Origin of the sequence: Geomonas sp. RF6 (genome assembly GCF_021044625.1) — a bacterium.
In the GTDB taxonomy this organism is placed as follows: Bacteria; Desulfobacterota; Desulfuromonadia; order Geobacterales; family Geobacteraceae; genus RF6.
The window spans coordinates 4042958-4057723 of record NZ_CP087999.1 but is presented as its reverse complement, the minus strand read 5'-3'; the positions used below and the strand labels follow the sequence as shown (position 1 = coordinate 4057723).

Sequence of the window (14766 nt, the reverse complement as noted above, 5' to 3'; positions counted from 1 at the left end):
CCTTCGTGCCTACTGGATCAGGTTCTTGGGGCGCGCCACGATGGTGTACACCTTCCACCGGTAATGCTTGTATTCGCCGCCGATGCGATCATTGAGGTTGAAGAGCCTGCCGTGCGTACCCCCGAAGTCTTCGCCGACCTTGATCGTCTCGGAGGGATAGGTATAGGAACGGTCCCTCTTCCCCTCGTGGGCGAGTATGTACACCCTGATCTCCCGCACCTGCCTGCGTACGTCCGCCGCATCGGTGGGGGGCGCGTCCACGTGGTCGTTCACGAAGCCTGCGCCGGAGGTGTCAAGCCCGTACTCCACCTGCATGTCCGCGACGCAGTCAAGAAGAGCGGTGCCGGCGGAGAGCCTGCGGGTGGCGTGGTCGAGCACCGACTTGTACAGGATCCCGGTATGGGGGGCGCAGTCCTGCGGCATCCCCGATGCCGGGGTCTTCACGTAGTAGTCGGCCCTGTTGAAAGGGGCCTTCGGGTCGGCGGTGGGGTGCACTCCGTACACCTCGAAGGAGTCGCCGTCCTGGTGGCGCGAAATGATCGTGGAGTAGGTGCCGAAGGGGCGAAAGTATGAGCCGGTGCTGGAGTCGACCATGAGGAGCTGCTTCGGGGGGGTGCTGGCCAGCGAGTTCTTCACCACGATGACCCGCTCGTCCGCTCCGAAGGCGGCATCGCGCACCGGGTTCCTTGCGCGCGTCCCCCCGGAGAAGGCGACGGTCGTCCACTTCTTCGCGGTGGGGGTGGAGCCGACGACGGTGCTCTTGATGACCAGGTAGTCCGAGGCGCCGCTGGCGTCCTGGTTGAAGGTGGACTGCGCGCTCGCCACCGCACGCGGGGCGTTGCTCGGGGCGTCGTTGAAGGAGTTCACGAAGGCGCCGTCGTCCGCCTCCTGGTAGTTCGGGTTGCTGCTAAAATCCCACGGAAGCCCGAACCCCGCCTGCTGCAGGTCGGCGCGCAGGAGCTCGAGGCCTACGATCCCGGCGATCTGGGTTTCGGCGGACTTCGACTGCTGCCCGGCATGGGTGGTGACGGTGTTGAAGCTGTCGGCGGTGACAATGATGATCGCCATGAATATGGCCATGACGACGATGACTTCGACGAGGGTATATCCTGCGGTAGTGCGCAAATGCTTCATGTCTTCCTCTGACTGCCGTTACTGCAGGGGCCTGGAAACGGGGGAGATGACCCTGTTCTGATACTGCACCCCCTTGTACGTCCACTTCACCAGCACCTGGAGCTGGCGCACCGTCGCGCCCGTGCCGTCCACCGAGAGGGCCGGGGCGCTGCGGTCCACCACGAAGGCGCCCGTCCCCCCCCGTGCACTGCCGGTGACCGACATGGAGGGGTAGCTCGTGCTCAGGTTCTCAAAGGGGGAGTTGCGCAGTTCGTTCATGTACTTCTCCCCCATGTACACCGCCTCCTCGCGCATCTGGTTGCGCAGGTTGTGCTCGAAGGCTATCCCCAGCGCCTGCAGGAGACCGATCATGCCGACCGCCATGATGACGAGCGCCGCCATGACCTCGATCAGGGTAAATCCTCTGCTATTTCGTAGCGATGCTGCCGACTTCACAAGCTCCTCCCTCCCTTTTGCCGAGTTTGACCCGGGCCGCGGAGACGACGAGGCTGTCCACCGTCGCCGGATTGGCCGTCGCGAGCGACCCGTCCGGAGCGACGCACAGCGGCACGTCGCTCTCCACGAGACCGCTCGCGTCGAAGTTGATGGTGAGGGAGCTGCTGTCGGGGGTCCACTTCAGCGGGTAGGCGAGGGTCTTCGTGCTCGCCGGCGCGATGGAGGTGTCGTTCGTGTTGTAGACCTTGAACTCCGTACCGCTCACGACGACGCTCCGCGCCTGCTTCGTGTACAGCGCATCGAGACGCACCGCCATGAGATCGGCGTACACCGTCTTCGCTTCCCTTTCTATGGCGGTCTTCCTGTTCATGTCGCCCCAGTTCAGCGTCGCCACGGAGAGGAGTATTCCTATCAGCGCGATCACCACCATGAGCTCCACGAGGGTGAAACCCTTCTGTTGCATTTAGTGCTCCTGGATGTGCAGGATCTTCTTCACCGGCCTGTTCGTGCTCGAACTGATCACCGGCGGTGCGTCTGAGGGGGGTTTCCCCGTCAGCGGAGTCGCCATCCTGCGGTTCAGCTTGTCCGTGAAAACGGTCGAGAGGTCGACCTCCTTGAACTCCCCGGTAGAGAGCTGGATCAGCGCCTTTCCGGTGAGGGCGTTCGCCGGAGGGGCGTCGCCGGTATCGTACTTCACCCCCCACAGATACGAGTTGCCGCCGTAGCCGCAGGGGTCCATGGTCGGGGAGAAGGAGGTGAAAAAGACGGTGCCGTTCACCAGCGACACCGTGTCGGTAACGAGACGCTCCGCCCCGACCGACGACGTGCTGGCATCGAGCTTTATGCGCCACCCTGCGTTACCCGATCCCACGGAGGAAATGTCACTTGTCTGGTCCACCAGCGCCCCGGCAGCCCCTTCCAGAACGGTCCCGGTATAGCCGTCGGTGCAGGCCTTGTCCAGGTAGTTTCCGATGTTCGCCTTGTTGTAGCACGGCTCCTTCACGCCGAAGAGCATGCGGCGGGAGGTGTTGTCGTCGAGCCCCACGCTGTCGCGGTAGAAGTACCTCCCGGTGCCGCCGTAGAGCCAGAGATTGCGGTTCTTGCGGTCCTGCAGCCTGGAAATCGCGGTGGTGACCGGGCCGATCCCCTCGAGGATGGTGCTCCATTTCCACACCTCATCGCTCTGCAGGTTCGCGGTGGTCGGCTCCTCCCCCTGGTCCCGGTTTATCATGATGCGCCCGAGCCCGCCGTCGGTCCAGGCGGTGCTCGTCCCTGTCTGCTTCACGTACCCCACGTACACGGCATCGTCCTGGTAGTTCCCGAGAGAGATCGGATCCCAGCGGTCGGCGTCGATGGCCCCGCCGGTGAGGGAACCGGAGAAGGCGTTCGCGATTCCGGTGTCGATCTGCTTCACCAGTTCCCCCGTCTTCAGGTCGACAACGAAGAACCTGAGCTGCTGCCCGGAGCGCCCCTGGAACTGGTGCGTGGTGGTGTCGATCGGCCCCGTCGGTCCCGAGCCGAAGATGGCGAACCACCTGCCGTTTTTCTGCGAGTCACCGATGCGCACCACCGCCGGCCCCGTCGTGGAGTAGCCGAGGTACGGATTACTGAATTCCCACAGGAGCTTCGGGGTGGCGGGGTTGGTGACGTCGAGGGCGAAGTAGGAGGAGTAACCGAACCCGTTGCCGTCGTTCGCCGGGTCGTTTATGGGGGTGGTCACGAAGTTCGTGGTGGAGGTCTTCGCGGACGCCCCCCCGAGTCCCATCCCGCTGATCAGGATCGTGCGCCAGGTGTTGTTGGAGGCGAGGTCGTTGCTCGAATCGGTTACCTTGCTATCCGCCCCCATGGTGGGCTTCAGGCAGTTCCAGTAGTTCGTGCTGTTGCACGCCGTGGTGCCGAGGTCGCCGATGCTCGCGTCCACCAGCACCGTCTTTCCGTCCACCCCGTACAGGTGCTGGTAGTCCGGGTCCTGCAGGTACTTGAGGTACGGCAGGTAGTTTTTGGGGATGAAAGCCCACTGCTCCTTCCCCAGATCGGTCATCGGGTCGGCGGTGAGCGTCGCCTTTTCATACCCGGTCGACTTCACCGAGAGAAGCCCGAGCTTGAAGGCGTGCAGCATCCCGTCGTTCGCCCCCACGTACACGGTGCCGCGGCTTTGGTACTGGTTGGAATTGACGAAGGAGAGGTACGAGGCGTCGTTGTACCCCCCCGGAGGCGCCAGGTTGTAGGTGCCGAGGCGTACGGTCGACTGCACCCTGGGGGTCGAGGAGATGATGTCCCCGAGTTTCCAGGTGGAGGCGGCGTACGTCTTCATCTGCACCGTCCTGCTCCTCATGTTCGTAATGTCGAATCCGTACACCCACTGCATGATGTCGTTCGCCTCGGAGCGGCTCCCCGCCTGCAGGTAAGGGATCAGCGCGTCCTTCGTGGCGTTGCTGTTGTAGTCGAGGAGCATGAGGCCGCTACCGGTGGAGGTCAGGGTCCCGCCGGAGATGTACGGGGTGTAGATCTGCCGGGTGCCGGGGGAGCGCAGGTAGAGGAGCTCGCCTGCGCGCCAGAGGGAGTGTACCTCGTCCGGGTCAATGAGGGCGCCGACTGCAGTGTCCCCCGTGCCGTTGCCGTCGCTGTCCTGGTAGAGCTGCACCATCGCCTTGTTTGAGCTGTTGTCGAAGGTGAAGCGCACCACCTTGTCCTGCAGGAGGTTCAGCTTGTAGTCGGTCTGTCCCGACAGCGGCGTGTCCTCCCTGATGGTGCTGTTATTGATATAGGGGTCGACGTAGTACCAGAGGTTCTGCATCTCGCCTATCCAGTTCACCGAGGTGGAGTTGTTGAAGATCTTCTTCGGGTAGAAGACCGCCTGCAGTATGTTCGCGCCGCTCCCCTCGCTGTTGCTGAGGATGGAGGCGGCGGTCCCCGATGCAGCCTTCGCGGCGACATCCTGGAAGACCTTCGTGAGCTGCGTGCTTAGTGTCGGGAAATCCTTCGCCATCTTGATCTGCGTACCCCCCTTGGTGGCCGCCTCGGTCATCAGAGTAACCGAGTTGCAGTCCTCCGCCGCGCCATTCGACTCGCCGTTGAAGACGATGTAGGTGGTGATGGAGTCGCGTGCGTTGCTGGGGGTCAGGCTGAAGTTGGTGATGTTGCGGTTCTTCGCCAGCCACGTCATGATCGGGAAGTTGTTGTTACCGCCGTAGTCGATGACCTTGTTCCTCGCCGCGGTCGTGCAGCTTCTCTGGGTGATCCCCGCCGAGGATGCGTAGCTGTTGGCGAGCGTGGTGGTGGAGCTGTTGAGGTCCGCGGTGGAGGCGCCGTCGCTGACGAGCAGCACGTAGTTCTGCTGGCAGCGGTACTCGGACGGATTGTAGTTCTCGTCGAAGTCTCCGGTGTTCAAGCGGACATCGGTGCGGCTCGTGCCGGTGGCGGTGCGGGCGTAGTAGCCGATGGCGTTGTAGAAACCTTCCGCCAGCGGCGTCCAGGTCTCCGCCTTGACGTCGTCGATCTTGCGGACGAGCGAGGTGCTGGAGGTGTGCAGCCCGGCGGGGTCGGCGATGCACGCCTGGTTGCTACCGGTGCAGTTGGAGAGGGTAGTGCAGGCGGTCTCTCCCTTCACGCCGCAGTACCCCTCAAGGCAGGTCTCCCCCGACCCGGTGCATTCGCCGTTCACCTTGCAGGGAACGCTGGTCATGGTGGCGCAGGAGCCTGATCCAATCTTGTAGAGGATCGTGCTGCCGTCGAGGTTCGTCCCCGCCGGCGTTCCTATGGAGGTAAGGGCAGTCTCGGAGGAGGAGCCATACTTGTTGAAGGACATCGCCCCGAGGCGTATCTGGTCGGAGAACTGCTGGACCAGCCCTTCCGGCGCGGTGGAAGTGGCGATCTTCACCTTCATGGTGATGATAGGCGAGCCAAGCTGCGCTTCGACGCTGGTGCCGCTCAGGATCGCCGGGACGTTGTCGGTTGCCGGGGTGTTGGACGGCGAGTCGGTGGGGTCCATGACGTTCGGTGCGCTGTTCGCGGAGCAGTAGGTGGCGTACACCTTCTCCTGGCACGTCTCGAAAGTGTCGCCGGAGGCGCAGGCGCTAGGGAGCGTGGCGGGGAGTGAGCTCCTGAGCACCCATGCGCTCCCGCTTTGCTGGAAAAACTTCCCCATGTAGCTCGTGCCGCAGATAAGCGCGGGGTTCCCCGCTGCGATCGCAGCGGGGCCGGTGACGCAGGCGATACCTTCGCCGCAGTCGGCCGTGGCGGTCGCGGTGGTGCACGTCTTCTGCGCGTTGTTCGCGCAGGTGGCAAACCCACCGTAGACGTCGGAGCACTGGTTGTTGATCGTCTTTATCTCGTCGGTGCCGATGGCGTGATTTTCCCGCACCTGCCAGCACGCCTGCATCGACTGCTGAAAGGAAACCTTCGTTTTCACTACGGCCTGCTGCGTCGAGGTGACACAGGGGCCGACGTAGTTGGAGGTGCAGGGCCTCCAGTCTATATCCGAGGTCTGGCAGGTGCCGTAGTCCTTCGTGGAGGCGGCGGCGTACCCGGTGCAGGAAGCGGTGTAGGTGGTGGTGACTCCCTTAAAGGTGTTGGTAATGCTGCACTCTGCATTGGTCCGGCAACTGGAGGGTATGCTGTTTTTCAAGCTGCTGGGGAGCACCGGGGAGTAGCTCCCCTGGGTGCCGCAGGTGCCGAGCCTCTCCGGGATGTTGACGACACCGCACCCGAGCGTGCACAACCTGGTCGTGTCGCCGGAGCAATACCCCCCGGTCACCGTGCAGTTGGAGTCAGTGGTGCAGCTCTGGGCGGGGTTGCCGCTGCAGACAGAGCTCGTCTGGGGCAACGCGGTGTTGAGCTCGCAGTCGGTGGAGGTGATGCACTGCAGGGAGCTCTTCTGCTGGCAGCTGCCGTAGGCGGGGGAGGCATCCTGCAGGCACGCCCCCACCGTCGTCTTTATGGCGGCGTTGGTGCCGCTGTCGATGGCTGCATACGCCGCATCGCAGGCCTCGGAATCGTACACCTTCCCCGGTGTGGAGAAGATGTCGATGTAGGTTTGCCCGCCAACGGAGGGGGCACTGGGGTTCGCCGTGTCCCACGGCCCCTTCACCCTGAAGGTGACCCCCAGCGGCACGTTGGGGTCAGAGGTGGTGTAGTTTACGAAATCCCCCGCCAAGGCGTCCTTCACGTACCCCTGCCCCACACAGCCGCGGGATTCGGGGAGGAGAAAGCTGCCGTTGAACTTGCCGCCGGTGAGGATCTTCTTCTCCACGTCCATCTTCGAGGCGCTGAGCCAGTTGAGGTAATCCCCCTTGGCGACAAAGCTCACCAGCGCCTTCGGCGAGGTGGTGAATTTCAGGCACATGATCCCCGGGATCGATCTGGTGACATAGGAGGCGTCCGTGGAGCAGCTGAGGGTGCCGCCCGCTTCGGGCGCGAAGTCATCTGTGAGGGGGCGGTAGGAGTAGTAGGTGGTGCGGTCGAAATAGCCGTAGTACTCCTTACCGCTATGGAAGGTCTCGTCGTAGCAGAAGGTCGGGTTGCGGTCGACGACGCTGCATGTCCCGCCGGGACATTCCGAGTCGTCCGCACACGTCTTCGTGGCGTCGTTGGAGCAGTGCTTGAGCCCTTTGTCGATGTAGGCGAGGTCGTACATACTGGCCGAGTTGTCTATCATGAGGAGCAGATTCGGCTTTATGTTCGCGGTAATGAAGGCGGGGGTGATGCAGTAGTTGTTACCCGGGTCGCCATGGGAGACGACGGGGACCGAGAGCAGAGCCGATACCAGCAGCAAGTTTCGCCACATCTTCATGTCACACACCTCTTTATTGATCCGGGCCGGGATGACCGTCACCCCCCCCCGCATGCCAGGCTGCCATACAGGCAAAACACGTGCCGCGACAGCGTCTCATGATAGCAAAGTGCACCGGCGAAGGGAACATCCAGAACCCCGCGCTGGTGACAGGGCGCACCAAAGCGTCACAAAATCAGGGACTTTCCGCGCGAACCACCCCTCACCGGTTGAAGTGCGGGGAGCCAACAGCAGGAAAAGACGCGAAAAGTGACGCGGCATCATACCAGAGTCGCGCGGCAAAGAAAATCTCTAAGTGATATTCCGGGCGCCCCCGTGACCCGGCCTTACCTGATACCCGATACGGTACCAAGGTACCAGAGGATGATGGTCCTGCCGAAGAAGATATAGATGATCGCCGCACCCGCGAGGAAGGGGCCGAAGGGGATGGCGAGCTTCGAGTCCTTCTTCTGCGCCACCATCAGGGCAATCCCCACGACCGAGCCGATGAGGGAGGCGGCGAAGATGATGAAGAGGATCGACTTCCACCCGAGGAAGGCGCCCATCATGGCCAGGAGCTTGATATCCCCTCCCCCCATCCCCTCTTTCTTCGTGAGGAGCTCGTAGCCGTAGGCGACGATAAGGAGGCTTCCCCCTCCGGCGAGGATTCCGAGGAGGGAGTTGAGCCAGCCGAGCTGCGGGATGAAGAAGGAGATGATAAAGCCGATGACGATACCGGGGAGCGTGATCACGTCCGGTATGATCTGGTGCTCCAGGTCGATGAAGGTGATGGTAACGAGGGCGCTGCAGAAGATAAAGAGGACGGCGAAACCGAAGCTCGGGCCGAAGCGCAGGAAAAGGAATAGAGTGAGGAAGCCGTTTATGAGCTCGACGACCGGGTACTGCACGGAGATGGGGGTCTTGCAGGAACGGCACTTCCCCCCGAGGAGGAGATAGCTCAGGACGGGGACGTTGTCGTACCAGCGTATCCGGTAGTCGCAGTTGGGGCAGTGCGAGGGGGGAAATACGACCGATTCGTGCCTCGGCAGGCGATAGATGCAGACGTTGAGAAAGGAACCGACGACGGCGCCGAAAATGAAGGAGAAAGTGGAAAACAGAAGGTGTGCTGCGGTCAACGCCCCTCCCTTGGGCGCGGATGCGCCTTCGCTGTGGTAGGTAATACGGGATCCACCTTTTCGGATAACTGCAGGTAGATATGTGCGGGTGCTCCCGGTCTCACTGCTACTGGATGTTGTGAGAATACCGGGGAGAGGCGCCAGGGACGTCCCCTCCCCCCTCGCGGGGGAGGGACAGGGTGGGGGGGAAGATGCCGCAATGCACGAGATGGCAGCTTCACCCACCCCCTGTCCCCCTCCCGTCAAGGGAGGGGGGACCTCGAAGCCAGCTTCACCCTGCAGTTCCCCGAGAAGCCTCTATTGCTACTTGAGCCGCCTGATCTTTTCCAGGTTTTCCTCGAGAAGCTGCTTTTTGTTGGCAAACTCCGCAATCTTCTCGCGCTCCTTCTCCACCACCTCGGCGGGTGCACGCTCCACGAAGCTCGGGTTCTCAAGCTTCTTGGAGAGGAACTCGATGTCCTTCTCGATCTTGGCGATCTCCTTGTTGAGGCGCTTCTCCTCTTCCTCTACGTTTACCAGGCCGCGCAGCGGCACCACGATCTCCACGTCGCCGGCCACCTGCAAGGAGGCCTCCTCGGGGCGCTCCACCCCTGTCCCGATGGTGAGCTCGGAGAGGCGGGCGAGGCTTGTCACGTACGCCCTGTTCTTCTCGAGGAGCTCCAGGCTCTCACCGGACTTGCAGTCGAGGATGACGGCGATCTGCTTGCTCGGCGGCACCTCCATCTCACCCCTGATGTTCCTGATCCCCTTGATGACGTCCATGACCAGTTCCATCTCGGTGGCGGCTGCAGCGAGCCCTTCCCACTCAGGCACAGGGCGCGGGTACCGGGAGAGCATGACCGTCTCCTCGCCGCGTGCCGCGGGGCCGCCGATCGCCTGCCAGATCTCCTCGGTAATGAACGGCATGAAGGGGTGCAATAGCCTCAGGAGGTGCTCCAGGGTGAGCCACAGGACGTACTTCGCCGTCTGCTGCCGCTGCGGGGTGCCGTTGTACAGGTCGTCCTTTATGAGCTCGATGTACCAGTCGCAGAACTCGCTCCAGGTGAAGCGGTACAGGTCGCTCGCCGCCTCGTTGAAGCGGTAGGAGGTAAGGGCCTCCTCCACGGAGCGCGCCGTTTCGTTCAGGCGGTACAGGATCCAGCGGTCCGCATTCGAGTAGACGAGTTCATCTTCCTTCACACTCGCGGCGTCGAACCCTTCCAGGTTCATGAGGGCGAAGCGGGAGGCGTTCCAGATCTTGTTGGCGAAGTTGCGGTACCCCCCGATCCGCTCCTCGGCGAGCTTCACGTCCCTCCCCTGCGCCGCGAAGGCGCACAGGGTGAAGCGGAATGCGTCGGTGCCGTAGGCGTCGATGACGGTTAAGGGGTCGATGACGTTGCCGCGGGACTTGCTCATCTTCTGCCCCTGGGCGTCGCGCACCAGTGCGTGGATGTAGACGTCGGTGAAGGGGACCTCGTCCATGAAGTGCAGCCCCATCATCATCATGCGGGCGACCCAGAAAAAGAGGATGTCGAAGCCGGTGATGAGGCACGACGTCGGGTAAAACGCCGCGAGCTCCGGGGTCTTCTCCGGCCAGCCGAGGGTGGAGAAAGGCCACAGCGCCGAGGAGAACCAGGTGTCCAGAACGTCCGTTTCCTGCCGGATCTCGTCGCTGCCGCACTTCTCGCAGCGGGTAGGATCTTCCTTGGCGACGGTCACCGCGCCGCAGTGGTCGCAGTACCAGGCGGGAATGCGGTGTCCCCACCAGATCTGGCGGGAAATGCACCAGTCCCTGATGTTCTCCATCCAGTCGTAGTAGGTCGCTTCCCACTGCGCCGGGACGATGCGGGTCTTTCCGTCCTTCACCGCCGCGAGGGCGCGCTCGGCGAGGGGGCCTACCTTTACGTACCACTGCAGGGAGAGGTACGGCTCCACGACCGTCTTGCAGCGATAGCAACCGCCGACGGAGAGTGCGTGGTCCTGGATACGCTCCAGAAGCCCCGCCTTCTCCAGGTCCTCGATGATCTGCTTGCGGGCGGCGAAGCGGTCCATCCCCTCGTACTGGTGGCCTGCGGCGTTTACGATCCCCGACTCGTCAAAGACGTTGATCTTGTCCAGCCCGTGGCGCGCACCGACCTCGAAGTCGTTGAAGTCGTGGGCCGGGGTGATTTTCACCACGCCGGTGCCGAATTCGAGGTCGACGTACTCGTCCGCAACGATCGGAATCTCCCGGTTCACCAGCGGCAGGAGGACCTTCTTGCCGACCAGGTGGCGGTAGCGCTCGTCTTCGGGGTGCACGGCAACGGCGGTGTCGCCCAGCATCGTCTCCGGGCGGGTGGTAGCGACCACCAGGAACTCGTCGCTGCCGATGACCGGGTAGCGCAGATGCCACAGGTTACCCGCCTTCTCCTCGTGTTCTACCTCGATGTCCGAAAGGGCGGTATGGCAGCGGGGGCACCAGTTTATAAGGCGGTTGTCCCGGTAGATGAGCCCTTCCTGGTACAGGCGGACGAAGACCTCGCGCACCGCGGTGGAGAGGCCGGCGTCCATGGTGAAGCGCTCGCGCTCCCAGTCGCAGGAGGCACCAAGCCTCTTGAGCTGGTCGATGATCTGCCCCCCCGACTCACCCTTCCACTTCCAGACCCGCTCGATGAAGCCGTCGCGGCCGAGCTCGAAGCGGTCCTTCCCTTCCGCGGCGAGCTGGCGCTCCACCACGTTCTGGGTGGCGATCCCGGCATGGTCGGTCCCCGGCATCCACAGGACGTTGTAGCCGCTCATCCGCTTCCAGCGGCACAGTACATCCTGCAGGGTGTTGTTCAGTGCGTGTCCCATGTGGAGGACGCCGGTGATGTTCGGCGGGGGGATGACGATACTGTAGGAGGGCTTGTCAGAGGGGAGGGTGGCGTGAAAGTACCCTTTCTCCTCCCACTCCTTGTACCATTTCTGCTCGACGCTTTTCGGCTCGTAAACCTTTTCCAGCTCTTTCTGTGCCATCTACACTTTCCTTATGTCGTTTTCCAGTTGCGGTCGTATCGGTTGCGGGAACATCTTCAGTTCCAGCGTAGCTTTGATCATTTCGGCGTATGGAAAGGGGATCGGGACCTCGCGAGGCTCCTCCCCTTCTCCGCGGAGTGTAGCAGAAAGCGGTAGCGAAACACATTAAAAAAGGGGATGTGAAATCCCCTTCTCAACTACCTGTGGTGGCAACCGCGGCTCGCTCCTACTCCTTGCTTCCCGCCTTTATCTTCCTGATTTCTTCCTTGATGAGCGCTTCCGCAAGATCGGGCACGACCTCCCACACGATGCGCTCGATGACGTCGCGGGAAAGCTTCGAAAGTGCGGCCACGAGCTGCTCTTCGGTGATTCCCGTCGCCGCAGGTGCTTGGGGCGCCTGGGCAGGGGGTGCGGCTTCTCTCTCGGCCGCTGCCACTACAGGTTCCGGAGCGATCTGCGCGAAGGTCTCCTCGACTGCCGGCTTCGCGGGAACCGCCTCTTCCACGACCTCGAACGGCGCCGGCTCCTCGTACGACTCCTCCTGGAAGGAGAATGACTCGGCAGGAACCTCCTCGATGCCCCCCTCCTCCTCCAGGGGCTGAGTCTCCTCTATACCCTCGGCGTCCTCTTCGAAGGTGAAGAACTCTTCCACCTCGTACTCGGCCTCCGGCTGGATTGCCGCCTCCAGGGAAACGGAGGGTTCCGCGGCAGGCGCAACCGGCTGCGCTGCGGGTGCTGCGGCCGCTGCCGGAGGGGCCGGTGCAGGCTCTTCCTCGACTTCATCAACGAGCTCGAATGCTCCCCAGAGATCGTCCTCCAGGGTCGCTTCCTCGATCTCTTCAACAACCGGCGCGGCAGGCGCAGGAGCGGCCTTCGGCGGCTGAGGCGCAGCGGCGGGTGCTTGCGGGGCTGCAGGCGCCTTGGGGATGATGGCAGTCTCTGCCGCCAGCTCTCCCCAGATATCTTCATTCCCAGCAGGTGCGGGAGCTGCAGGCGCAGGCGCCGCAGCGGCAGGAGCCGGCTTCGCGGGGGGAGCCTCTTTCCGCTGCCGTCCGACCTCCAGCAATTCCTTCACCCGATCGATCAGCTGCTGCGACTCGAAAGGCTTCGTTATGGAAGCGTCGGCGCCACATTCGCGCGTCTTCTCCTCGTCGACGGGGTCGAAGGCACCGATCAGCAAAAGGAGCGGTGTGGCGGCAAGAGCCGGATCGCGTCGCACCTCCGCGCACACCTCGTAGCCGGACTTCCCGGGCATGAGGGCGTCCACCAGCATGACGTCGGGATGGATCTCACGCGCCTTCTCCAGCGCAGCGGTCCCGTTGTCTACCACCGTGAGCTCAAACAACTCCTCGTTGGCGAAGATGATCCCTACGACCTTCTGGATGGTGATGCTATCATCGGCGAGGAGCAGTCTATTCCCCATCGATTCCTCCTCTTGTGTGGGAGCGTATGGCAGCGCGACAGGCCTGCGGAGCGCGAAACGACGCGGCAAAAGCTAGCATAAAGAACATCGGGGTGTCAAGGCTTTTGCCCCCCCTTATTAGTCAAGGATCATTGAAATCAGCCATCTCCTGCAGCACCGGCGGCACCCCGAAAAGGGTGCAGGCGATGGTCGAGAGATCGCTGCGCAGCTTGCTGAATTCCTTCGTTCTGTGGTAGTCGAGCCGCGCCGTGAGGAGAATGACGAAGGCGTCCGATTCCGGGTCGATCCAGATGGACGATCCGGAGTAGCCGGTGTGCCCGAAGGAGCCGTCGGAGAAGCGGTTGCCCCGCGGCGACGAGTACGGGGAGGCGATATCCCACCCGAGGCCGCGCACGACCTGGCCGTGGCGGGAAAAGTACGGAGCGGTCATCTGCTGCACCGCCCGCTGGTCCAGGACCCGGCGGCCATCCAGCTCACCACCGGAGAGCATCATTCGGCAAAAGCGCGCGAGGTCCTGCGCCGTGGAAAAGAGCCCTGCGTGCCCGGCTACCCCTCCCAGCTGTCGGCACAGGAGATCCTGCGGCTCCCCCGTATAGATGCGGTCGTCGACGACCGTGGAGGCGCAGCGCTCTTTCTTCGCGGGGTTGAACCCGGTGTCGTTCATGGCGAGCGGGTGATAAAAGGAGGCGTAGCTGAAAAGGTCGAGGCCGGCACCGGTCGCTCTCTTCACCACTTCCGCCAGGAGGATGAAGTTGATGTCGGCGTACCTGAAGCGGCTCCCCACCTCCCCCTTCAACTTCTGCAGCGCGGACCCCTCGATTGCGCTCCCGAGAGGGTTGACTGAGGCAAGTGAGAAGTCGTCCAGCCCGGAGGTGTGAGTGAGGAGATGGTACACCAGCACCTGATCCTTGCCGTGTCCCGCGAACTCGGGGAACCACTTCTGCACCGGATCGGTGAGTGAGACGCGCCCGTCCGCGGCAAGCTTCAGGACCGACGGAGTAGTGGCGATGACCTTTGTGAGGGAGGCGACGTCGAAGACGGTATCGACGGTCATCGGACGGGCATCAGGGAGTGCGGAAACGCGGCCGTAGGCGCGCTGGAAGAGAGTGCCGCCGCGGTTGCCGACGAGGACGACGCCGCCGGCGATGAGCCCCTTGCCGATCGCCTCCTCGATAAGGCGATCTATCGCGGCGGGCTCCCCGGCTGCCAGAGCTTCGGTGGAAAGGGAAATCAGGAGGAAGCAGATGATGATTCTAAGAAGGGACACGATTACTGCACCTGCGTTCGCACCGGGCGAACGATTCCATTGCATGAGTCGGAGCTCCCCCCCGGACGAGGGGGACGCATCTTTGAGCTATGTAGCTGTAGGCCGGGATAAGCCGAAGGCGTTCCCGGCGGTCCACCCACTAGCGGTACCGGCCGGAAACGCCTCCTCTTTTCCTGCAGGGTGGCGTTCTAGTTCATGGTGAAACTGACCGACTTCAGCACCTTCCCGTCGGCGTCGACCGCGTCGCAGCGCCACTCGCCGGAGAGCCCCTTCTCCACCGCCCTCTTCGAGTAGGTGCGCCAGCGCCCCCCCTTCACCGGGAGGACGTATTCACCCACCGGCTCGTCGTTTAGGTACCAAACCTGCTTGATCGTCGTGTCGGTGTCCTCCGGGGAAGAGATCCTGGTAAAGCAGTACAACGCCTTTACCGAGGTGGAGGAAATGCGGCGCACCGAGTCGATCGGGTTTCCCTTCACAATCTTTGTAGTCACCGCCATCTCGGTTATCTTCAGGTCCGCCGCATGAGCGGAGCCGAGCCCGGAGACGAGCAGGGCCAGGGCCAGGGCAGTAGTGCAAAAACGCCTCGTAACAGTCATGGTACCTCCAGCTGGTGCGCTGCGGGGTGTTT

The 14766-nt window shown here is 62.8% G+C and carries 9 protein-coding genes; all 9 read right to left on the bottom strand.

What is annotated here, in order from left to right:
• Positions 1–9: 9 nt before the first annotated feature.
• Positions 10–1134, bottom strand: a complete 1125-nt coding sequence (locus tag LPW11_RS17310) for a PilW family protein (protein WP_230995125.1) — start codon at positions 1132–1134, stop codon at positions 10–12.
• 18 nt (positions 1135–1152) lie between these two features.
• Entirely contained in the window at positions 1153–1569 is a 417-nt protein-coding gene (locus LPW11_RS17305; RefSeq protein WP_230995124.1) for a type IV pilus modification PilV family protein, read from the bottom strand.
• A complete protein-coding gene (locus LPW11_RS17300; protein ID WP_230995123.1) occupies positions 1541–2032 on the bottom strand; it encodes a prepilin-type N-terminal cleavage/methylation domain-containing protein in 492 nt (163 codons plus the stop codon). Before LPW11_RS17300 ends, LPW11_RS17305 begins: the two co-directional genes overlap by 29 nt.
• Positions 2033–7360, bottom strand: coding sequence for a pilus assembly protein (locus tag LPW11_RS17295; RefSeq protein WP_230995122.1), 5328 nt, complete (start codon positions 7358–7360; stop codon positions 2033–2035).
• A gap of 326 nt (positions 7361–7686) precedes the next feature.
• Positions 7687–8475: a prepilin peptidase gene (locus LPW11_RS17290; protein ID WP_230995121.1), complete on the bottom strand. Its 789-nt coding sequence runs from the start codon at positions 8473–8475 to the stop codon at positions 7687–7689.
• A gap of 303 nt (positions 8476–8778) precedes the next feature.
• Positions 8779–11448: a valine--tRNA ligase gene (locus LPW11_RS17285; RefSeq protein ID WP_230995120.1), complete on the bottom strand. Its 2670-nt coding sequence runs from the start codon at positions 11446–11448 to the stop codon at positions 8779–8781.
• A gap of 226 nt (positions 11449–11674) precedes the next feature.
• Complete coding sequence (locus LPW11_RS17280; protein WP_230995119.1) at positions 11675–12871, bottom strand: response regulator transcription factor; 1197 nt, start codon at positions 12869–12871, stop codon at positions 11675–11677.
• Positions 12872–12992: 121 nt separating this feature from the next.
• A complete protein-coding gene (locus LPW11_RS17275) occupies positions 12993–14183 on the bottom strand; it encodes a serine hydrolase domain-containing protein (protein ID WP_442899791.1) in 1191 nt (396 codons plus the stop codon).
• 143 nt (positions 14184–14326) lie between these two features.
• Positions 14327–14734, bottom strand: a complete 408-nt coding sequence (locus tag LPW11_RS17270) for a DUF2914 domain-containing protein (protein ID WP_230995117.1) — start codon at positions 14732–14734, stop codon at positions 14327–14329.
• Positions 14735–14766: the final 32 nt, after the last annotated feature.

Excerpts from the sequence above, each read along its gene's own strand:
- LPW11_RS17310 (WP_230995125.1), bottom strand. The coding sequence starts at position 1,134 with ATGAAGCATTTGCGCACTACCGCAGGATATACCCTCGTCGAAGTCATC.
- LPW11_RS17300 (WP_230995123.1), bottom strand. The coding sequence starts at position 2,032 with ATGCAACAGAAGGGTTTCACCCTCGTGGAGCTCATGGTGGTGATCGCG.
- LPW11_RS17295 (WP_230995122.1), bottom strand. The coding sequence starts at position 7,360 with ATGAAGATGTGGCGAAACTTGCTGCTGGTATCGGCTCTGCTCTCGGTC.
- LPW11_RS17285 (WP_230995120.1), bottom strand. The coding sequence starts at position 11,448 with ATGGCACAGAAAGAGCTGGAAAAGGTTTACGAGCCGAAAAGCGTCGAG.
- LPW11_RS17280 (WP_230995119.1), bottom strand. The coding sequence starts at position 12,871 with ATGGGGAATAGACTGCTCCTCGCCGATGATAGCATCACCATCCAGAAG.
- LPW11_RS17275 (WP_442899791.1), bottom strand. The coding sequence starts at position 14,183 with ATGCAATGGAATCGTTCGCCCGGTGCGAACGCAGGTGCAGTAATCGTG.
- LPW11_RS17270 (WP_230995117.1), bottom strand. The coding sequence starts at position 14,734 with ATGACTGTTACGAGGCGTTTTTGCACTACTGCCCTGGCCCTGGCCCTG.